The organism is Levilactobacillus suantsaiihabitans (assembly GCF_004745505.1).
GTDB classification, from domain to species: Bacteria; Bacillota; Bacilli; order Lactobacillales; family Lactobacillaceae; genus Levilactobacillus; species Levilactobacillus suantsaiihabitans.
Map to the genome: position 1 here is coordinate 90,592 of NZ_RKLX01000011.1, position 20,448 is coordinate 111,039.

Sequence of the window (20,448 nt, forward strand, 5' to 3'; positions counted from 1 at the left end):
AGAATAGTTTACCACAAATGAAAGCGTTATCGCACTATGCAGTCAACCGCACCCGGCTGTGATGATAGCCGTAGCTGACGTAGACAATCAACCCGAGGACGACCCAGACGCCAAAGGCTTGCCAAGTGAAGGCTTGTAGCTGCGTCATCAGGTAGACACAGGCCAGAAATGACGCAATCGGCAGATACGGGTACCACGGCACCTTAAACGAGGTATCTAGGTTCTTGAAGCGTTCGTCGTGACGCAAGAAGACGATGCCCAACGACACCATGGCAAAGGCCGACAACGTCCCAATGTTGACCAGTTCCGCGATCTTATCAATCGGAATCACAGCCGCAAAAAGACTGGCGACCACGCCAAAGATCCAGGTATTGGCAACCGGCACGTGGGTCTTGGGGTTCAAACGCTTCAGCGAGGCTGGCAACAAGCCGTCGCGACTGATGGCAAATAACAGCCGCGTGCCGCCATAGGACATGACGATCAGCACGGTCGTCATCCCCACGATGGCCCCCAGGGAGATCACACCGGACGCCCAGTTTTGATGAACCAGCGTCAAGGCCAAGGCCACTGGATCGGCGACCCCCAGCTTGGTGTAGTGGACGACGCCGACCAAGACGGCCGACAGGCTAATGTAGAGCACGGCTGCCACCAACAGGGAGCTGATGATGCCGATTGGCATGTTACGTTTGGGATTCTTGACCTCTTCACTGGCCGTAGACACGGCGTCAAACCCGATGTAGGCGTAGAAGGCCACCGCGGCGCCCTTGAAGATGCCGCTGGTCCCAAACGGCAGAAACGGGTTGTAGTTCGCCGGCTTCACGTAGAAGATGGCAATGCCGATAAACAAGAGGATGACTAAGATCTTGACGATGACCATGATGTTATTAATGCGCGCGGATTCGCGAATGCCTTTGGATAACAGCCAGGCCACCAACATGGTGATGACCAGCGCCACGATATCGACGCCGCCCCCGTGGACGCCCGCGGTTCCCGAGGCGGCTCGCAAGAAGTTGGGTAACTTGATGCCAAAGCCCGCCAGTAGATTTTGAAAATACGACGACCAACTTACCGCGACCGATGAGACCGCAAAGAGGTATTCAGAAATCAACGCCCAGCCCAAAATCCAGGCGGCAAATTCGCCGAAGACGGCGTACACGTAGGTGTAGGCACTCCCTGCCAGTGGGATCGTTGAGGAGAATTCCGAGTAACACAGCGCCGCCATGGCACAGACGACCACGGCAATCAGGTAGGATAACATGACGCCTGGTCCGGTGTAATTGGCCGCAATCAAGCCGGGCGTGATAAAGATCCCCGACCCAACGATGGCGCCAATCCCCATGGTGGTTAAACTAAAGGCGGTCAAGGTCTTCTCCAACCCCGTCTTGCGGTACAAGTCCGTTTGCACCTGCTTTTTAATAAAGAGTTGCCGTGGTCGTCCCACTGACATCCCCTCCTTTCGACCGATTAATTAAAATACGATTAAAACTAATTAGTATATTCTAATTTCATTTAGTCGAAATGTCAATAGAAAATCCGCTGAAAACGTTCTCTGTCAAGGTTACCCGATCCTTTGCTTAGCCAAACTAGCCGGTCGCCTGTTCAGCGGTGGCCGTTAAATCCGCGGCCGTTCCCGCCGGCCGCCACTGACGGGGGAGCGGTCGAGAAAGGCACTGAGCTTATTCTCAAAGGCCGCCTGCTTACTGGGCAACTGAGGGCGTTTTTGCGCCAGCCGCACCAAGCTGCGGTAACTGGCACTGCCGCCCAGCTGGGCCACCTTGCGATCCCGGTCGGCCACCACTTGAGCCACTACGGTCAGGGCATTGTTGATGCCATACTGAAAGCAGCGGTTCTCGGCCGCAAAGCGTCGATGACGGTCGCGGGTGATCAGAATATCATAGCCCACCCGGTGCCGCGATTTTTTCCCCATGGGATGGTCACTCAGGCGAATCTCCTTTAACACGTCGTGATCTAAATGCAGGTAAAGGCTGGGTGTGCGGTGATGGGTCACCGTCACATGAATGCCCGCATTACGCAGCTGAATCAGCAGTGTGTGGATCAGCCGTCGGAGCTGGTCATCTTCTGGGTTCATCGGCAGCCTCCTCAACGTGAATGCGGTCGGTGACGGTCTCCCCCATCTCAAGGGTGCGGGCCGCGCCATTCAGCTGGCCGTTCAAGGTAAACAAGTCTTCAAAATGCATGCTGGTCATCCCCTACTCTTAAAGTTAGTCCCAGCATACCGTGTTTATTCAGACCGGTCTAGACCCACCAATTCACCTACAGAGAAACTTAAACTCTCATAATTTAATTTATGCCAGCCGCCATTGGCAAATTTATTTTTGACGGGCGACGCAGACTTTTTTTACTATAGAGGGCCCCTCCCCACGCCCCAAAAAATCTCGTCAAATTTTAATTTACGTATTTACAATTTGAAAATTGGTGCTAGTATTAATGCCACAAGATAAAAAACGCAGGAAAGACCAGTACGTTTGATCACCCCGTCAGTGAGTTGGGACTTAGTGCAAACCCAATCGGGTGTGAGCTTACCGAATAACACTTTCTTAGTTGCTGCCTGAAATGACGCCGTCACGTTAGGGTAAGCCGTTAACCGGTACGTTACCATCGGTAGAGTATGTTTGTACTCTAATTGAGCTGGCCGATCAACTGGATCGACAACTTGGGTGGTACCGCGAAAAGGTTTTTCGTCCCTTGATTTCACAAGGGATGGAAAACCTTTTTGTTTTATCTTAAAAAATTTGGCCCACAAAAGGAGAACGTGCTTATGCATTTAATTATTCCAAAATCATACGATCCAAAATTATCCGTGCGGGAGACCCAGACCGCGATTCGCTACATCCGGGAAACCTTCCAAGAAGAATTTGGTAAGCAATTAAATCTGTCGCGGCTGTCCGCACCGATGTTTGTTGAAAAGTCGACCGGACTGAACGACAACTTGAACGGGGTCGAAAAGCCGGTCTCCTTCACCATGGCCGACATGGGCGACGAAACCATTGAAATCGTCCACTCCCTGGCCAAGTGGAAGCGCGTGGCCTTAAAGCGGTACGGCTTCAAGATGCATGAAGGTCTCTACACCAACATGAACGCCATCCGTAAGGACGAGGACCTCGACAACTTCCACTCCGCTTACGTGGACCAATGGGACTGGGAAAAGGTCATCGCCAAGGACGAACGGACCGAAGAGACGCTGAAGGCCACCGTGCGGACCATTTTCAAGGTCATCAAGCACATGGAACACGAGGTTTGGTACAAGTTCCCTGAAGCCGTCCACCACCTGCCAGACGAGATCCACTTCATCACGACCCAGGAATTGGAAGATATGTACCCAACGATGACGCCGCGCGAACGGGAAAACGCCATTGCTAAGAAGTTGGGCTGTGTCTTCTTAATGAAGATTGGCGACGCCTTGAAGAGCGGCAAGCGCCATGACGGCCGGGCCCCCGACTACGACGACTGGACGTTGAACGGAGACATCTTGTTCTGGTACGAACCATTAGACCAATCCATCGAAATCTCCAGTATGGGCATCCGGGTCGACGCCGCAGCCATGAAGCGTCAGCTCAAGTTGGCCCACGCCGAAGACCGGGCTAGCCTCCCCTACCACCAAATGGTCTTAAACGAAGAGGTCCCTTACACCATCGGCGGCGGCATCGGCCAATCTCGGCTGTGCATGCTGTTGCTGGGCAAGGCCCACGTCGGTGAGGTTCAAGCCGCACTGTGGCCGCAAGAAATGATCGACCAATGTGAAGCTCACGGGATTCACTTGCTGTAAAAACGCAGACGATAAAGAAGCACACCTAGTGACCGTTAACCAACGGTACATTAGATGTGCTTTTTTCATTGGTCTTTTCCCCATCGACTGCCTAAGTCCAAAAATGCCATCCGCTTTTCAGACTGGAGGTGTTCCCCATAGCAGGCGGAACCCTGGCTGACGCAGGCACTTGGTTGCAGCAATCAGCGCTTCAATTTCACTTTCAACCTTCAGCTATCAACCGACTAACGCATGAAACAGCTTACTTCTTCAACGTCGCATCCAGCTTCTCCACGTTGGCGATTGGCCCGACCACCGTCAACACGTCATGGAGCTGCACGATGTCCGTGGGTTGCGGCGAGATGTTGATGGCGTGGTCGTGTTGAATGGCAATGACGGTCAGGTCAAAGCGCCGGCGCAAGTCGAGTTTGACCAGGTCCTGGTTGACGAAGTTGGGATCGGTGATGACCACCTCGGCCAGCGTATACTCGTCGCTCAAGTCGATAAAGTTCAGAATATGGTTCGACAACAATTTGCGCACGATACTGTGACCCATGTCCCGTTCAGGGAAGATGACCTGGTCAGCCCCCACGCGTTTCAACACGCGGCCGTGGTCACTGGTTTCGGCCTTGGCAATCACCTTTTTGGCGCCCAATTCCTTGGTCAACATGGTCGTCAGGATGCTGGCCTCCATGTTGTTGCCGATTCCCACGATCACGTAATCGAAAGTGTCGATGTTGAGCCCGCGCAAGACGTCTTCGTCGCGAGTATCCGCAATCAACGTCTGCGTGGCGATGTCCATCATTTCGTTGACGGGCTCTTCCTTGACGTCGACCGCCAAGACGTCTTGATGAGAGGCCACTAGTGTTTGCACGACGCTTTGGCCAAACCGGCCGAGTCCCAGCACCGCAAAACTCTTTTTCGTCATTTTAAAAAACTCCTTAACCAATTAGAATATTTTCTTCTGGGTAACGAATCTGGTTGAACTTGGTTTGCCGCTTGGACAGCGAGTACAGCGACGTGAAAATGCCGACCCGGCCGATGAACATCAGCAGCATGATGACCAGCTTGCCGATGACCGTTAGATGCGGCGTCAAGCCCAGGCTCAAGCCCACCGTGCCAAACGCGGATAGCACCTCAAAGACGATGTATTCCAGGCCAAAGCCCTTGGGGATGTGTTCCGTTTGGGTCAAAATCAGCGTGGCGATGACAATCACGACGCTGGCCAAGAAAATCAATAGCAGCGCCCGACTAATATTATTTTGACTGAAGCGCCGCCGACTGAATTCGACGTCCTTCTTGCCACGAATCTGGGCAATGCTTTGGAGCATCAGCACACCAAACGTGGTGGTCTTGATCCCCCCGGCCGTGGATCCGGGCGTCCCGCCAACAAACATTAAGATCATCAGCAAAAAAATACTCCCCGCCTGCAGGTCGTTGGTCGGCAAGGTCACTAACCCGGCCGTTCGCGGCGTCACGCTCAAGAACAGCGTGTTGACGGTCCGATTGAACCACGACGTCCCCTTGGGCAAAAGCGTCAGGTCCTTTTCCGTGACCAACAACAAGACGAAGCCGACCACAAACAAGGTGCCAGTCGTGACCAGCGTCAATTTGGAGTTCAGACTGAGCCGTTTACGCTCGTGATACAATAACAGGTCGCGCCAGACCAAAAAGCCCAGGCCCCCGCCGATGATCAGGATGATGGTGACAATCAATAGGTAGGAATCATCCTGAAAGCCCATCAGGCTATTGCCGAAGACATCGAAGCCGGCGTTACAAAATGACATGACGGCATGGTAGACCGACGTGTACAGCCCCCATTTCCAGCCGTAGCGCGGAATAAAGTCGACCGCAATCAAACACGCCCCACCGACCTGGAAGAGCGCAGAGAGGCCGACAACGTACTTCATGACGCTCTTGGTATCGCTCAGGTTCTCCAGGTTCAAGGATTCCTTGACCATCAGCTGCGTTGACAGGTCCAAGTTACGCCGAATGATGTTAAATAACAGTACGGCAAAGGTCATGTACCCCAGCGCGCCGATTTCAGAAAGCACCAGAATCACGATCTGCCCAAACAACGACCAGTGTTCGGCCGTGTTGACCACCGTCAGCCCGGTGATACAGGTCGCCGACGTGGCGGTAAAGACGGTATTGATGAAGCTGGTGCCCTGCGGTTCGTTGGTCGCGGCGGGCAGACTCAACAGAATCGTCCCCACCGTGATCAGGATGATGAAGCCCCAGACCATCTTTTTCGACAGTGTATCAAACAATTTAAAACGCGAAATTTTTTCCATAAGTCTTCCAGTCCTAATTAAGCTATTCTCTTCAGCTTAAGGCAATTGTGACGGGAAAACAATACCCATTTCTACCCGATTTTTCGCTAGTACGGTGGGCAAATGGCTGGGTGGTTGGGCGGTATCGGTTCCATAGAAAATAAAAGTAAAGATCCCCACCACAGTCTGTCGTGCGGGCCGGATGGCGTTAACCTTAGCCACCTGTTGGCCCACGGTAAACACCTAATAATAGACCGTAGTAAGCACCAAATAACTGACAGTATTGACAAAATCGCGTCAACGATATAACCATTGGCCTTATTGTAGATAATAACTGACTTATTTTGCCAACTTTGAGCTGAACTGCCCGGCTGGGAACAACTGGCGCTGTTCCAACAGCCTGACGTGGCATTTTGACTTGCACGATATCTGGTTTGTCCATAATAAAAACCTCACCAATTTATTTGGTGAGGTAATCATATCGTGTTGTGACCATCAATCATAGACGGTCAGCTATTAGGTGCTTACAATCGAGGGGCCTCCCTCGATTCTCGCCTTTTATTATCGACTAAAAATTACTTAACAGCCGCTTTGTTCAATTGCTTTGTCGTGAAGACGGCAGCCTTACCAGTCGTCTTGTGGGACAAGCTCAAACCTTTACGTTCTTTGTTCGTAACACGTTGTAATTCAGACTTCTTGATGACCTTCATGTTAGCGCCATTCAACTTCTTCATCGTACCATGAAGAGCAGTCTTAGAAACTGTCTTAGTTGCACGACGGTAGTTCTTAACTAAGTTGGACATCTCGTTGAAGTTCATGTCCGTCTTAACGGCGCCAGCCAAGGAGTTGATAAATTGTTGGTTGAATAACGTCTTGAACGTTGCATTCTTCTTCAACACTGCAGAAAGCACAGCTTGTTGACGAGCTTGCTTCCCGGCGTTAGTCCCCTTAGGATCGGCCTTGTAAGAAGAAACATAGGCCAGAACCTTGTTACCGGTCAAATGGGTCTTAACACCCTTCTTGAACTTGTAACCGTAATTAGAGAACGTAGCGCTAGACTTAATCGTAACGCCGCCACCCTTGGTAACAACTTTCTTCAAGCCGCTAGGCTTAGCCACAACATAAAAATCAATAGGCACATTTAACATGTTTTGAGTCGTGTTAATTGCACTCTTTGTACCACCCCAAGCATAGGCCGACTTAATCTTTGAAGGGGCCTTCTTACTGTAACCAGCGACCCGAACTGCAGTTGTATGAGGAATACTCGTTACCGTAGTCTTCTTCTGTGACGGATTCAACGTGACTAACATACCACTGTCAGCACTGGTCTTACTGTCAGCACCAATAACCAATAAGGAAATAGGCTTCTTCTTATTGACTTGCTTAACGACATTACGTTGCTTAGCAGCCGCCGTTGGAACGAACGAACTGTTAACAGCATTCTTGATACTTCTGTAACGGGTCATCCCATAGGCTGAACCTCCAAGTAACAAGACAAGTGTTCCTAAGAGCACTGAATTTCTCAACGTGTGCTTCTTCTTTTGCATATAAAACTACCTTTCCTTATGTAAAAATTAACCCCTAATCAGACAACCTAGTTCATCGGAATTCATCCTAGCATCAGTACAAAGTCTCGTTAAGCAAGACAATTTACAAACCATCTCAGTGTAACCTCTAGTCCACCTAATGATGTGTCAACGAGCTCCGCTTGCTAAGTCATTTACTAACTGATCAATTCTACAATTTTTATTCAAACTAAGTGGCAAATCGCAATCTTAGACATAGAATTGTGTTGAAGAATAAGATTCAGCAACAAGAACTATAACATCTACAATTATACTTCTTATTGATTATTACCACAACACTTTCTGGGTCAATCATTCATGCCACTGTTTGAATTCTCGACACCATTCGATGGCTCCAACCTACCATCGACCAATACCTCCACCGCTATAAAATTAATTCTTCTACTCAATATTCACTAACTCTCAATATTTATCTACTTCCCACAAATGAAGTGACGATAACTAGCATAAAATCAAACTCAAGCTTTACAAATCACTTTTAAATTCTCGCAGGGCCTCCTGCCAAGAAATTATGGAAAAACCCATCAACTTTGCCTTTTCTAAACTCATGACAGAGTGTTTTGGCCGGTAAGCCTTCTGTGGGAACTTTGAAGAATCCACAGGATGGATCGTTACTTGCTTGTCCTTCAAGATTTCGCTGGCAAACTCAAACCAGGAACAGGAATTATCATTCGACAACTGATAAATTCCATACTCTATCCGATTTTCAACAGCATAGGTCATGAAATCTGCTAATGTCTTCGTCCAAGTGGGACGCCCTACTTGATCATCAACTACGGAGAGTTCGTCATGCGTCTCAGCCAACTTCAGCATGGTGTACACAAAGTTCTTACCATACTTTCCAAACACCCAAGAAGTTCGAATGATATAATACTTGCTCATAATTTTTTGAACAAGCTGCTCACCCTGATACTTGGCTAAACCATATTGATTTTTAGGATTCGCACTATCCTCTTCTGAATACATTTCTGAGTTCGTACCATCGAAAACGTAATCCGTGCTAATGTAGACCAGTGTCGCTTTTACTCGCTCAGAAGCAATTGCCAAATTACGAGTTCCTTCAACGTTAACTAATCCATTGGTCGTTTTCCCCGGTTCCTCTTCAGCCGCATCAACTGCCGTATAAGCTGCACAGTCATAAACGACATTGGGACGTTCATTCTCAAAAAAATTATCCACGGCTTTGGCGTCAGTGATATCCAATTGTGTCGAATCCATGGCCAAATACTCTATCCCTCGAGAATCTAATAGATGTCGCAATTCAGTCCCTAATTGACCACTAGCCCCCGTTATCAAAATCTTCATTTACTCAACCTCAATTATCTTTTATTGACCATTTTTGGCATACTTGGCTTCAACCTCAGCCTTTTCAGCCTTCCACCAATCTTCGTGTTGCTGATACCAATCGATTGTATGCTGAAGGCCTTTCTCAAAATCGGTAAATTCTGGTTGCCAACCCAACTCCGTACGAAGCTTAGTAGAGTCAATCGCGTATCTTAAATCATGACCCGGACGATCCTTAACGTGATCATAAGCATCTTCTGACTGACCCATCAATTTCAAGATAATTTCAAGAACCGTCTTATTATCCTTTTCACCATCTGCACCAATCAAGTAGGTTTCACCAATCTTACCCTTTGTTAGAATAGTCCAGACAGCTCGCGAATGATCATTCGTATGAATCCAATCACGAACATTCTTTCCTGAGCCATACAGCTTAGGACGAATACCACTCAGAATGTTAGTGATTTGCCGCGGAATAAACTTTTCAATATGTTGGTACGGACCATAATTATTTGAACAATTAGAGATCGTCGCTTTCAAGCCAAAGGAACGAACCCAAGCCCGAACTAAGAGGTCTGAACTGGCCTTAGAAGACGAGTAAGGACTGCTAGGACGATAAGGACTGTCTGGTGTGAACTTCTCACCAGCACCCTCTCCATGTCCAGGGAGATCCTCACGAAGCGGTAAATCTCCATAGACCTCATCAGTTGAGACATGATGGAATCGTACATCATACTTACGGCAAGCCTGAATTAACGTATAAGTTCCCACGATATTCGTCTGAATAAATGGCGAAGGGTCAATTAGAGAATTATCGTTGTGACTCTCAGCAGCATAGTGAACAACCGCATCAGCCTTCCGAACTAACTTGTCGACCAACGGTGCATCACAAATATCACCAACAACCAACTCAACTCTGTCTTCAGGCAAACCTGCCAAATTAGCCCGGTTCCCAGCATAGGTTAGCTTATCCAAAACCGTAACATGCACTTCCGGATGGTTCTCAACGATGTAATGAACGAAGTTAGAACCGATAAAGCCAGCACCACCGGTAACAATTAAGTTCTTCATGCTAATCCTCCCTAGATTTCACCGTAAACAAATGGATTATTCTTTTCAAATTCAGTAAATGTTGGTTGGTTCGCATCTTTTTCGGATGTAATCGCTTGGTCAAAATCAATTGGCCACTGAATCCCTAATTCCGGTGTCTTGAACGAAAAGCCCCCATCAGCTTCAGCATCATAGTAGTTGTCACACTTGTACAAGAAGTTAACATTATCCGTCAGCGTCACAAATCCATGCGCGAACCCCTTAGGAACTAGCAATTGACGATGATTGCTTTCAGAAATAATGTAGCCTTCCCATTGCTTATATGTAGGTGAACCTGCACGAACATCGACAATCAAATCTAACACCGCACCGGTGACAACCCGAATCAGCTTAGTTTGAGCTGCTTTTCCCCGTTGAAAATGAAGTCCACGTAAAACACCAGCTTCTGCAGACAGCGATTGATTGTCTTGAATAAAGTTAAAGTTGATCCCGGCCTCTTTAAAATCACGATCAGAGTATGTTTCCGTAAAGAACCCTCGTTTATCACCAAAAACTGCTGGTTCAATAATCTTTACGTCCTGTAATCTTGTTGTCGTTACTTTTAATTTTCCCATACTAAAATTCCTCCAATTATATTTTAAATTTATTACTAATTATCTTTCTCCCGGTATTTACAATATTCGCACGAAGAATAATAAGCAGTCCAAAATAGAAAACAATCCCTAAAATGATACAAGCAATAATTGAAATCCAACCTACCGTTACAAGTTGCAACCACCTAATAAAAAGATACATACCACAAGTTGCAATAGTGTACTTTAATACATCTCGGCCAATCCCATAAAAGTGTAATTCATTACGTACTTGAAACACCTGCAAAGTTGTAACTAAGGTTTCGGAGCAAGCAATCGCAACAGACGCACCGAACGCACCCCAAGTTTCGATAAGCGGTACGCTAATTAAGATATTAAAAATACTTCCTCCAAAAATTGAAACATTTAACTTTTTGGTCTGTCTCGATGGAACCAAATACTGATTGCCAATCACATTTGCAATTGCCATAGGAATTATAATAAAGCCTTGAACTTGCAAAAGCAGTATAACCTTGTCATACTGATTTCCAAGAAAAAGTGGAACTAAACGTTCAGCGATTCCCACCAGCCCTCCAAATAGCGGAAAAGCAATACATAAACTAAACTGTAACGATTGACTAAGCAACTTCTCCACCTTTTGCCTATTCTTTTTGGCAATCTCATTTGCCACAACGGGCATCAGTACTGTGGATAATGATACTAACATTGTAAAACTTAATCTAATTATCTTGTCCGCGCTATCGAAGTAACTTCCCTCACGTATTTTTCCCATAGCTCCCAAAAGAACCTTGTTCAACACTGTATACAAGGTTATAGAAATCTGTGGTATAAAAAGCGCAAGTGTCCCCCTTAAGTGTCTGAACGGTCGTAATTTTGGAATCATCTGTTTCTTTAAGAACAGAAGTGAGTCTTTTTTTATATACGGCCACAAGGTTAAATTTGAAACCAGAATTGAGAGCACATTGATCAATATATATATATATAAGTCACTACTATCCTTCACTAGACTAAAGATAAGGAGTACAGAAATTATTTTTACGATAAAATTTCTAATCGCAAGAATGGCAAATCTACCAGTCCCCATAAATAGCCACGAAACATCAAAAATATTAGCAATTATTGTAATCGAATATATCAAAAATGAAATTTGATATTTAGATAAAAATAAAATCACAATCAATAAACCTATGTAGGAAATTACACTTGTACCTATATTCAGTAACTCAACTTCTACAAAAAAACGAGTTAATCCTAACTTATCGTCTTTCAAATATGCTACTTCTCTTTGAGCGTAAGTGGTTGTTCCTAATATTGCAAACATTGTAAAATAACTTGTTACTGAATAAGTATATGAGTTCACTCCCAAAGCACTTGGACCTAATGTCCTAGCAACGTATGGCAACGTGATAATTGGCAAAATTATCAAAAACAACTGATAAGAACTATTATACAAATAATTTTTAATAATTTTCACCTTAACCATTCCTCCATTGCGTTTAATTCACCAATGATTATTCTCTACCAATTAATCTAAGCAAATATTGTCCATAGTCATTTTTCTTTAATGGTTGGGCTAACTCGTAAACCCTACCCGCATCAATATACCCCATTCGATACGCAACTTCTTCTAAACAAGCCACCTTAAGATTTTGGCGTCTTTGAACTGTAGCAATAAAGCTACTTGCTTCTTGTAAAGAATCATGGGTACCTGTATCTAGCCAGGCAAATCCGCGTCCCATTAATTCAACATCTAATTCGCCACTCTCGAGATATACTTTATTAATATCCGTAATCTCCAGCTCGCCACGATCTGACGGCTGAATACTTTGAGCAATATCCACTACCCGATTATCGTAAAAATACATACCAGTGACCGCATAATGGCTTGCGGGATGCTTTGGCTTCTCCACAATAGATTTCGCATGCATATTCTCATCGAAATTAATGACCCCAAATCGTTCTGGATCATTGACATGATAACCAAAAACAGTAGCTCCTCTGTCCTTTTGACTAGCTTGTTGCAGCATCCTTGACAAGCCACCGCCATAATAAATATTGTCTCCTAAAATTAAGCAAACGGAATCATCGCCGATAAAATCTTTACCAAGTATAAACGCTTCAGCAAGCCCATTGGGTTTTTCCTGAACTTCATACGATATGTTTAGTCCTAAAGATTCTCCATTACCGAACAAGTTTTCAAATCGTGGGGTGTCAATCGGAGTTGAAATAATTAAGATATCCTGAATTCCAGCTAACATCAATGTAGACATTGGATAATAAATCATTGGTTTGTCATAAATTGGAATCAGCTGTTTCGAAATTGCTCGCGTAATTGGATACAATCGCGTGCCCGAACCACCAGCAAGAATAATTCCTTTCATAAATGGCCTCTTCCCTTCTAGCAAATAATGTTACGTGACCGTAATTTTTACATATACTTATTTTGCAATCATTTTGCTCAGTACAGTGGTGCTCAATCAAAAAAGTACTGTAACAACTTACAAACGTGTAACCTTTCTGTACTTTAAGAAAGATCGGAACTCGCTTCACTTCCTTACTAATCAGAGAAGTCAGAATCATTCCCTCTATTTTTAATCTACAGATTAGAATTTGTAGCGGAAATTACCGAAAACTCCTCTCATAGCCTTTTGTAATGCTACATTCAATGACAATTTAGACAGATTCTCTTGACATTAGTTACTTCTACACAGCTTGTGCCTTCATACTCGCAATTAGTATAAACTTAATGCTTGACTGTTCTAATTACGAGTATGAATACATTAACTGAACTGTAATCACTTCCAATCATTCTTATCGACTAGACTCCATAGTCACGATCAACTTTGTATAATACATCAAATATGTTGAAATAGTTAATATGATCTCAAAGTTATTAAGCGGTGAACCAATCAATACCTAATATTTCATATTGACAGTCAATCGCCATATTTATTGCCAATCATAAGTATCATTAGAATCTGACTTAGTTAAAGATTCAGTATAAGAGATCGGATTGTGGTTCGACTTCAGTTCCAGAACATTTCTTAAATCACTAAAACTCTCTGGCGATACGAAAGCAATTCTTTAGTAAAACTCGTTTCTATTCTCATTTAGCTTCAAACAGATTGTTCATTGACTTCAGTCAGGTTTCAGACTAGCTTTATAATTTAATCATCATATCTAAGAACTTTACTATTGCGCCGTTTATCTTACTCACCTATGCAAAAGCCGTGTAAAGAAGTCATTTACCCACTAGAGTACTCACTGCAATATAGGTCATTTTTTCACTTTTGTATAAACATTAAATCATCTCTTCAATACAGTTAACAGTATATTATCAATATAATTTATCAGTTTCGAAAAGGATTCATACAACATTCCAACTTGGTAATATTCTTTAAGAACATATAATCTACTCTGATCATTTATCTTCTTAAATGCCACTTTTCCCAAAGATGTTGAACCTCCACCCACGTGTTTATAGCTAGAAGTGCGAAGTAAATAGCTCTGCATCTTTTTTTTTGCTAGTTTTGCGTAAATTATTTCCTCTTCATAATACAAGAATGTATTCTCGTCAAAATACTGTATCCTTTTGAACGTTTGCTGCTTGATTCCGAAAAAAGCTCCTAAAATAACATCAACTGGTTGAGAAGTAGGTTCCTTTTCAGCATAGCTTCCACCTTCTTTAATTCCTAACTTCATGAGAGTCCATCTAAGTACCCATGAATTAAAGATCAACCCCTTGATTGGTGTTATATGATGCCATGCACTCCTCGATCCATCATCCAATTTAACTGTTACTGCACCCACATTGGGTGTGCTCAAAATGAATCCTGAAACATCATCGATATTCTTAAAGGTGACTATACTATCTGGATTAACAATAAAAATAACATTTTTTTCGGATATACCCCACTTTTTCTCAGCGAAATATAACCCTACATTATTCCCTCTAGCATATCCTTTGTTCCCCCCAGAACTTAATATATACACTTGCGTTTTATCAAGAAAAGCTTTCTTAAGTTTGGAATAGGAACTATTGGTCGAACCATTATCTACAATAATAACTTTATCAACATGAGCAGCTAGCAATGTATTTCCACATTTTATACTTTGACCATAATTCATATAATTAAGAATAATTGCAATGTTCATTACCTAAATTCCTCCACAATGTATTCCTGTACTGTCATTTTTCCTTTAACACTTCTTCTCCATTGCTTTTTATAAGTAAGCATAAAAAACAAGTTTTGAGGATCATGAATAATACCCTTAAGCCTCTCATTAATTTGTGAATTCCATGTTTGCCGTGTAATCAATCCATATGGATTGATTACACCCATTTGTTCCCATTGATCTCGAAGTGTCGTTATGTGCTTAAAGCCAGAAAAGTAACCCTTGAAGTTTGCAAAGTAGTCTATTTCTATGATTGGATCAAGCAAAATTTTTTCGGTAATATCAACAGCAAATTGATAAAAGAGGCCATCTTTCTTCCCAACTAAAAAACTATTATTGAATTTTTCAACAAATGGTATCGAACTATATAGATTCTTTCCCGTCACATCTCGAACGGAATTCCACAATAATAGGTCTTCATCCCAAATAGTATCCGAAAATGGACGTATTAGGTATTGTGTAGCATCCAACCAAATCCCACCATACTCTTTTAATAAACAAACCCTTATGTAATCCGTAAAATGGGCGGCAGATAATTTCCCTAATCGAAATTTCTCGATTATTGACTCTTCTACATTCAAATAATTCCCAACATTCTCCAAAGTTATTACAACGACTTGATACGATCCAGAATTTCTGATCATAGAATTGAAACTTTCCTGAACAGCCCTCGGTAAATCGCCTTCTCCTTGAAGCCATGCCGTCCAAATTATTTTCTTTACAGGTATTTCACCATTGTCAACGCAAGAATCATACATATCGTAAATACCTTTATACTTATTATAAATATAATCTTCAACCATCGTATCTGTAACAGCAGCAATTCTTTTTAATTTTCTGGCTAACCAGTCTCTCCGCCCACTAACCTTAAAAAACAAGCGCATTACAAGCCCCAAAGTTTTTACCAGTATATACTTAATTCCTTTAATAACTCCAAAACATTCAAAGATAACCACGATTTTTCTCAATTACTTTCTCCTTTTATAAGCAACAGTACCTAAATCATTAATTGCATTTGTACTTCGATCCGAAGCTAAAAAGTCTAATAAGACCATTAGAATTGGAAAATAGAATATTCTCTGAGGGTCGAATAACGATAAACTAATACTCATTCCAATAATTGCAAGCAACGGGAACAAACTCAAGAACTTAAACCTTGATTTCACATATACAATTATTATAGAAATAAGACCAATTAGTAAATCTAGCACCCCAACAATTCCAAATCGTCCTAAAAAGCCTACAACTCCAGAATCATCAAAATTATAAGAAAGAATTTGTCCCGCACCATTTATATGCGTATCATGAATTAGACCTCCAAAAATATCGTCCCGAGCGAATCCCATTGAAAACCAACCGTTTAATCCTAAATTCGACAAATAATAATTGATGGCACTCTGCCTTATATCTAGAGATATACTTCTACTTGAATCCGAATAGAATAATTTAGCAAGAGTTGCATAAAAACCAATTATTATCGGAACGGATAGCAACACAACAACGAAATAAATAATAGCAACGTTATTTGTTCTTTTCAGGTTAAATAACACTACAATGCAAGACAACACAAATAGCAATACAATATATCCCCGCGTTTGACTAACGAAAATTAGATATCCAGCATTAATAAAAAAAACAAAAATACTATATTTTGTTTTTACATGTGGCACCTTCTTCACCAACGAAACGGCTAACAAGACCTCGCCAATAAAAATAAAATCAGCTGATGATGGTATTCGCGCAAAACCTAATGCCGTATGTCCTAGTAATAGAGCTTTTTGATCTGAAGTACTATTAAGATATAATAATTGAACACCCGTCTTCGCTAAAACGAACGATGCTACTATTTTTGAAAGAGATAAAACAATAGAAAATATACTATATAGCTTTATAAAGTCCCCCCAACGAGACCAATCATTCAAAATCTCTGACAACGGGAAATATAGTAATAAGATCCAGAAATAATAACCAATAAAAAAAGTTGAAAGTAGAGACTGATCAAATTGAAAGATTGTCCCAATAAAAACAAATAACCAAGACACAAGGGTTACCGTGACGAAAACTTTAAAATAGCAATTACTCGATACAATTTCTTCTCGTTTCACCACAAATTGCCTAAATAATATATATACGAGTACAACAAAAAGTGTCAATTTCTTTTGTGAATACGATGAAATTGAAGCAAGTACAGTCCCATTTATATTAACAAGATCAAAAAAATTAACTTGTAACAAAAGTAATATAGTTAGAAAAAATTTATCAATTCTTTTCAAAAGAAACCTCATTTTTCGAAGGATGATTTGTCAAAATATCTTTCCTTAAGCTTTTCTCTCAATATCTCTGAAATTTCCAAAAACATTGTATCGTCTATTTTCGAATTATCGTTAATTACAATCATCTTATGCTTTCCATACTCTATATCCTTTTCAGCCTCCCTAGACTTAGTATATAAATCATATATTTTCCCAACCCTTGGAGTTCTCACAGAAAACTTTCCCTGCACTAAAGCATAATACCTTACTAGCCAGATAGTGACGTCATTTTTTGAACGGAAACGGTCATTCATCGTTCGTAAATAGGCATCCTTATTTTTTTTGATAACTTGACTCATTTGAGATTTCAGAATTGAGTACGGATAGTGTAAATCGAAAAATCTTGTAAACTTTGGCCAAAAAAATAATAAGATTGTATAAATATTTAATTCTAAGTTTACTGGATTAATAAACTTAAAAAATTGCTTTCTCATAACATCCTTTTTATTGAAATTCTGGTTGATAATCCGAATATTGTTTTCATGTATATAATCAAAATCATACATAGGTTGTATCGCATTAAGCCCAGCCGTATCCTTAGGAAGCCCCTGCTTACTAAAAAAATCTGCTGGTTGTGTCTTTCGATTCAAAAACATATCATCATTAAAGTACACGAAATGTTCAGCCAGTCCTGGAATTTTATGCAAATTCAATTCAATTGCACTCGAATTAAATATTGGTAAAAACTTACTATCAATTATTTCTCGATGATCAACCACAGTAATCATAGGATTAGCCACATCCAGCCAAGATGGAATCTGTTCATCCGTCACCAGATAGACATGGTGTACCCATGGAGCAAACTTTTCCACTGCACGAAACCAATATCTGAAAATATAGAAATCTCTGAACCGGGCATCTTTTTCATCTAGCGTATCTTGCGAACTGTAATGATTGTATTTTTTTAACCAATTTTTATCTCGACCATTAACCCAAGTGACTACAAAATCAATATCAAATTTTTCCGCCAAAATTTTCATCTCCATATATTAAAGTAATTTACCATACTCAATGACATTCATAATATCCCCTGGACACTTTTTATTTATTCTTTATCATTCATGATACACATATCCATCTGGCGAATTCACAAATCTACGTTTTCTCTTAGTGTACCCGGGAACTTTGATAAACCGAAAAAAGATATCAAATACAGTAGATTACTTCTTTAGCAAACGTTGAACTTCACCACAATAAAACTACCTTTTCTTCATCTTATTACTGGAAGTAGTATTAACAACTACTTGATGGATACATTTGATAAGTGGCTGACGATTCGTACCTACTAACCCGATCGCTTCAACAAATAACTCAAGGCCAACAAGACAAGCGACAGTTAGCAATACAGCCCCTAAAATATTGGACAATGGGTATAACAAAGCAATGAAAGAAAAAACCAACGCAATACCATAAATTACTAAAACGGTTTGACGATGTGTAAGGCCCATCTGCATAAGTCGATGATGTAGGTGATGCTTATCGGCATGTGAAATTGGCTGACGATTTAACTTTCTTCTTATCATAGCATACACAGTATCTGTTATTGGTACACCTAAAATAATAACGGGAATAATCACCGTAATAAACGTAACATTTTTCAAACCATACAAAGAAAAACACGCCAACATGAAACCAATAAATTGTGCGCCAGTGTCACCCAAGTAAATTCTTGCAGGATAAAAATTATATGGTAAAAAACCAATCATTGAAGCAACTAATGTAAAAATCATAATAGCAACCCAAACATTCGCCATGTTTAAGAAAAATAGCCCTGTGATTCCAATCGTCGTTAAGGCAATAATTGAGACCCCAGTTGCTAATCCATCTAGCCCATCAATTAGGTTTACGGCATTAACTATTGCAACTATCCATAGAAGTGTAATTGGTAGCGACAACCAACCAAATTGCCAAATCCCAATAAATGGAAGTGTCAGATACTTCATTCGTACACCCGCTACAAAATAAACCTCTAACCCAGCTAACAATTGACCAAAAATTTTTTGTCTAGGACGTAGCTCGAAGATATCATCAATCATTCCTTCTGCAATAATGATACATTCTCCGCCAAAAAGTCCCCACAATTTCTGAGTTGGTATTTGGTTTCGCAACAAAAACATTGTCGCAAAGGAAAACGCAATAAAGATTGCCAAGCCACCTATCGTTGGCATAGAAATCTTATTTACTCGCCGTTTATTGGGTGTATCAACTGCCCCAATCCCAAAAGCAAACTTCCTAATAAAAGGGGTCAAAATAGCTGAAGTAATTGCGGTTGCAAACAAGCTAACAAATATTTCAAATTTCATTTATAGTCCCCTTCACTTCATCTAATTTCTCCTATATAAGTCAAAAACTATTACTATATTCCTGAATATTTCTGAATAAAATGCCCTAAGTCTCCTGCTAAGAAATATTATTAAATCCAAGTAGATTCTACCCTGCGAGGGTACGTAATTGAACATTTCAAACGTAATGCTAGCCGAAAAAAATTCGTTGAATCAACAGCCAACATTTTTATCTTTTAATATCTCGATTGCAAATTCGTGTCCAGTGTATGCTATGTACCTTCATTTAAAAAGTTAGACGCCCATCTAATCATTCACCAACAAAACACCGTTGTGAGTTATCACAAGGCTATGGCATCGTATAAGCAAAGCTTCTACCATATTCCTGACAATTTTTCTAAACCGTTCTGATTAAGTAGATGTGTATTATCATCCTCTATATCTCATTCGTACTCATTCCATGAAAAACACGATCCGCCTATGTAACTATTGGTGGATTTGACACGGTCCAAAGCTAATAATCTCTGTATACCATTTCAGCACACTCTGTACATTTATGGTTATCAACAGGACATATCGACAGAACGATCTTTAGCCGTATCATATGCATCTGCCGACTGTCCCATCAACTTTAGAATCATCCTAGTACATCTTTGTTGTTCTTTTCGCTGCGTACTCAAACCAAACAGTTCTCACTAATGCTACTTTTATATACGATCAACTTCATAGAAAAAGATTTCAGATTACTTTCTCAACACAGTTACCATAGCTTCCAGCCCCACTTGTTAAAGTAAGTAAACATACTCGATATCATTCTCATAAACCCCGTGAACGTTTTTTTATTTTCTCTTTGCCATTCATGATAAATAAACGCTTGTGGATAAAAAATCGTTTTCGATATTTGATTTACTCTCATAGTAATATCGGTATCTTCCATATATAAAAAGTAAGCTTCATCAAAGCCATGAATTCTTTTGAACACACTCGTTCTAAAAACCATAAAAGATCGGCTCTTTGTCAACCGGTGTTGATGGGGAGAATTTGAGAGGTTCAATTCACTTACGAATTGGGCCTCTTTTTTGGACCCGAATATTGAATTCAATCTGTATTCTGTAGTGGAAGTTAG

The 20,448-nt window shown here is 41.6% G+C and carries 18 protein-coding genes; 1 reads left to right on the forward strand and 17 read right to left on the reverse strand.

The features are described from left to right. Nucleotides 1–34: 34 nt before the first annotated feature. From EGT51_RS07935 to EGT51_RS13135, 3 genes are all read right to left on the reverse strand, one after another. Nucleotides 35–1,441 carry an APC family permease gene (locus EGT51_RS07935; protein WP_167850170.1) on the reverse strand — a complete coding sequence of 469 codons (1,407 nt, stop codon included), beginning with the start codon at nucleotides 1,439–1,441 and terminating at the stop codon, nucleotides 35–37. A 171-nt stretch (nucleotides 1,442–1,612) separates the two neighbouring features. Continuing rightward, the gene (locus EGT51_RS07940; protein WP_135368182.1) at nucleotides 1,613–2,089 is read right to left on the reverse strand and encodes a hypothetical protein; all 477 of its coding nucleotides are present in this window, start codon (nucleotides 2,087–2,089) and stop codon (nucleotides 1,613–1,615) included. Continuing rightward, nucleotides 2,073–2,198, reverse strand: coding sequence for a hypothetical protein (locus EGT51_RS13135; protein ID WP_263854499.1), 126 nt, complete (start codon nucleotides 2,196–2,198; stop codon nucleotides 2,073–2,075). Before EGT51_RS13135 ends, EGT51_RS07940 begins: the two co-directional genes overlap by 17 nt. 581 nt (nucleotides 2,199–2,779) lie before the next feature. Between EGT51_RS13135 and asnA the strand changes: the two genes are divergently transcribed. Beyond that, nucleotides 2,780–3,787 (forward strand): aspartate--ammonia ligase, encoded by a 1,008-nt coding sequence (asnA, locus tag EGT51_RS07950; protein ID WP_135368184.1) that lies wholly within the window; start codon nucleotides 2,780–2,782, stop codon nucleotides 3,785–3,787. Nucleotides 3,788–4,028: 241 nt separating this feature from the next. Here the strand turns inward: asnA and EGT51_RS07955 are convergent, their stop codons facing one another. The 14 genes from EGT51_RS07955 to EGT51_RS08020 form a co-directional block, all read right to left on the reverse strand. Beyond that, nucleotides 4,029–4,694, reverse strand: coding sequence for a potassium channel family protein (locus tag EGT51_RS07955; protein WP_135368185.1), 666 nt, complete (start codon nucleotides 4,692–4,694; stop codon nucleotides 4,029–4,031). 13 nt (nucleotides 4,695–4,707) lie between these two features. After that, complete coding sequence (locus EGT51_RS07960) at nucleotides 4,708–6,060, reverse strand: TrkH family potassium uptake protein (RefSeq protein WP_135368186.1); 1,353 nt, start codon at nucleotides 6,058–6,060, stop codon at nucleotides 4,708–4,710. A 193-nt stretch (nucleotides 6,061–6,253) separates the two neighbouring features. After that, nucleotides 6,254–6,481 (reverse strand): hypothetical protein, encoded by a 228-nt coding sequence (locus EGT51_RS07965; RefSeq protein ID WP_135368187.1) that lies wholly within the window; start codon nucleotides 6,479–6,481, stop codon nucleotides 6,254–6,256. Between the two features lie 133 nt (nucleotides 6,482–6,614). Beyond that, nucleotides 6,615–7,505 carry an LCP family glycopolymer transferase gene (locus EGT51_RS07970; protein ID WP_167850171.1) on the reverse strand — a complete coding sequence of 297 codons (891 nt, stop codon included), beginning with the start codon at nucleotides 7,503–7,505 and terminating at the stop codon, nucleotides 6,615–6,617. Nucleotides 7,506–8,090: 585 nt separating this feature from the next. After that, the gene (gene rfbD / locus EGT51_RS07975) at nucleotides 8,091–8,930 is read right to left on the reverse strand and encodes a dTDP-4-dehydrorhamnose reductase (RefSeq protein ID WP_135368189.1); all 840 of its coding nucleotides are present in this window, start codon (nucleotides 8,928–8,930) and stop codon (nucleotides 8,091–8,093) included. 21 nt (nucleotides 8,931–8,951) lie between these two features. After that, the gene (gene rfbB, locus EGT51_RS07980) at nucleotides 8,952–9,980 is read right to left on the reverse strand and encodes a dTDP-glucose 4,6-dehydratase (protein ID WP_135368190.1); all 1,029 of its coding nucleotides are present in this window, start codon (nucleotides 9,978–9,980) and stop codon (nucleotides 8,952–8,954) included. Between the two features lie 11 nt (nucleotides 9,981–9,991). After that, complete coding sequence (gene rfbC, locus EGT51_RS07985) at nucleotides 9,992–10,573, reverse strand: dTDP-4-dehydrorhamnose 3,5-epimerase (RefSeq protein ID WP_135368191.1); 582 nt, start codon at nucleotides 10,571–10,573, stop codon at nucleotides 9,992–9,994. A 16-nt stretch (nucleotides 10,574–10,589) separates the two neighbouring features. Then, on the reverse strand, nucleotides 10,590–12,026 hold the full coding sequence (locus EGT51_RS07990; protein WP_167850172.1) for an oligosaccharide flippase family protein: 1,437 nt from the start codon (nucleotides 12,024–12,026) through the stop codon (nucleotides 10,590–10,592). Nucleotides 12,027–12,063: 37 nt separating this feature from the next. Continuing rightward, nucleotides 12,064–12,933, reverse strand: a complete 870-nt coding sequence (rfbA, locus tag EGT51_RS07995) for a glucose-1-phosphate thymidylyltransferase RfbA (RefSeq protein ID WP_135368193.1) — start codon at nucleotides 12,931–12,933, stop codon at nucleotides 12,064–12,066. A gap of 925 nt (nucleotides 12,934–13,858) precedes the next feature. Next, complete coding sequence (locus EGT51_RS08000; protein ID WP_135368194.1) at nucleotides 13,859–14,707, reverse strand: glycosyltransferase; 849 nt, start codon at nucleotides 14,705–14,707, stop codon at nucleotides 13,859–13,861. Further along, nucleotides 14,707–15,696, reverse strand: coding sequence for a capsular polysaccharide synthesis protein (locus EGT51_RS08005; RefSeq protein WP_135368195.1), 990 nt, complete (start codon nucleotides 15,694–15,696; stop codon nucleotides 14,707–14,709). The genes EGT51_RS08000 and EGT51_RS08005 overlap by 1 nt, the downstream gene beginning before the upstream one ends. Further along, complete coding sequence (locus tag EGT51_RS08010; RefSeq protein WP_135368196.1) at nucleotides 15,697–17,001, reverse strand: hypothetical protein; 1,305 nt, start codon at nucleotides 16,999–17,001, stop codon at nucleotides 15,697–15,699. An 8-nt stretch (nucleotides 17,002–17,009) separates the two neighbouring features. Further along, on the reverse strand, nucleotides 17,010–18,020 hold the full coding sequence (locus EGT51_RS08015; protein WP_225428702.1) for a stealth family protein: 1,011 nt from the start codon (nucleotides 18,018–18,020) through the stop codon (nucleotides 17,010–17,012). Between the two features lie 219 nt (nucleotides 18,021–18,239). Continuing rightward, nucleotides 18,240–19,343, reverse strand: coding sequence for a glycosyltransferase family 4 protein (locus EGT51_RS08020; protein ID WP_135368198.1), 1,104 nt, complete (start codon nucleotides 19,341–19,343; stop codon nucleotides 18,240–18,242). Between the last annotated feature and the right edge of the window lie 1,105 nt (nucleotides 19,344–20,448).

Excerpts from the sequence above, each read along its gene's own strand:
- EGT51_RS07965 (WP_135368187.1), bottom strand. The coding sequence starts at position 6,481 with ATGGACAAACCAGATATCGTGCAAGTCAAAATGCCACGTCAGGCTGTT.
- EGT51_RS07960 (WP_135368186.1), bottom strand. The coding sequence starts at position 6,060 with ATGGAAAAAATTTCGCGTTTTAAATTGTTTGATACACTGTCGAAAAAG.
- EGT51_RS08020 (WP_135368198.1), bottom strand. The coding sequence starts at position 19,343 with ATGAAATTTGAAATATTTGTTAGCTTGTTTGCAACCGCAATTACTTCA.
- EGT51_RS13135 (WP_263854499.1), bottom strand. The coding sequence starts at position 2,198 with ATGCATTTTGAAGACTTGTTTACCTTGAACGGCCAGCTGAATGGCGCG.
- rfbA (WP_135368193.1), bottom strand. The coding sequence starts at position 12,933 with ATGAAAGGAATTATTCTTGCTGGTGGTTCGGGCACGCGATTGTATCCA.
- rfbB (WP_135368190.1), bottom strand. The coding sequence starts at position 9,980 with ATGAAGAACTTAATTGTTACCGGTGGTGCTGGCTTTATCGGTTCTAAC.
- EGT51_RS07970 (WP_167850171.1), bottom strand. The coding sequence starts at position 7,505 with ATGACCCGTTACAGAAGTATCAAGAATGCTGTTAACAGTTCGTTCGTT.
- EGT51_RS08015 (WP_225428702.1), bottom strand. The coding sequence starts at position 18,020 with ATGAAAATTTTGGCGGAAAAATTTGATATTGATTTTGTAGTCACTTGG.
- rfbC (WP_135368191.1), bottom strand. The coding sequence starts at position 10,573 with ATGGGAAAATTAAAAGTAACGACAACAAGATTACAGGACGTAAAGATT.
- EGT51_RS08000 (WP_135368194.1), bottom strand. The coding sequence starts at position 14,707 with ATGAACATTGCAATTATTCTTAATTATATGAATTATGGTCAAAGTATA.
- EGT51_RS07940 (WP_135368182.1), bottom strand. The coding sequence starts at position 2,089 with ATGAACCCAGAAGATGACCAGCTCCGACGGCTGATCCACACACTGCTG.
- asnA (WP_135368184.1), top strand. The coding sequence starts at position 2,780 with ATGCATTTAATTATTCCAAAATCATACGATCCAAAATTATCCGTGCGG.
- EGT51_RS07955 (WP_135368185.1), bottom strand. The coding sequence starts at position 4,694 with ATGACGAAAAAGAGTTTTGCGGTGCTGGGACTCGGCCGGTTTGGCCAA.
- rfbD (WP_135368189.1), bottom strand. The coding sequence starts at position 8,930 with ATGAAGATTTTGATAACGGGGGCTAGTGGTCAATTAGGGACTGAATTG.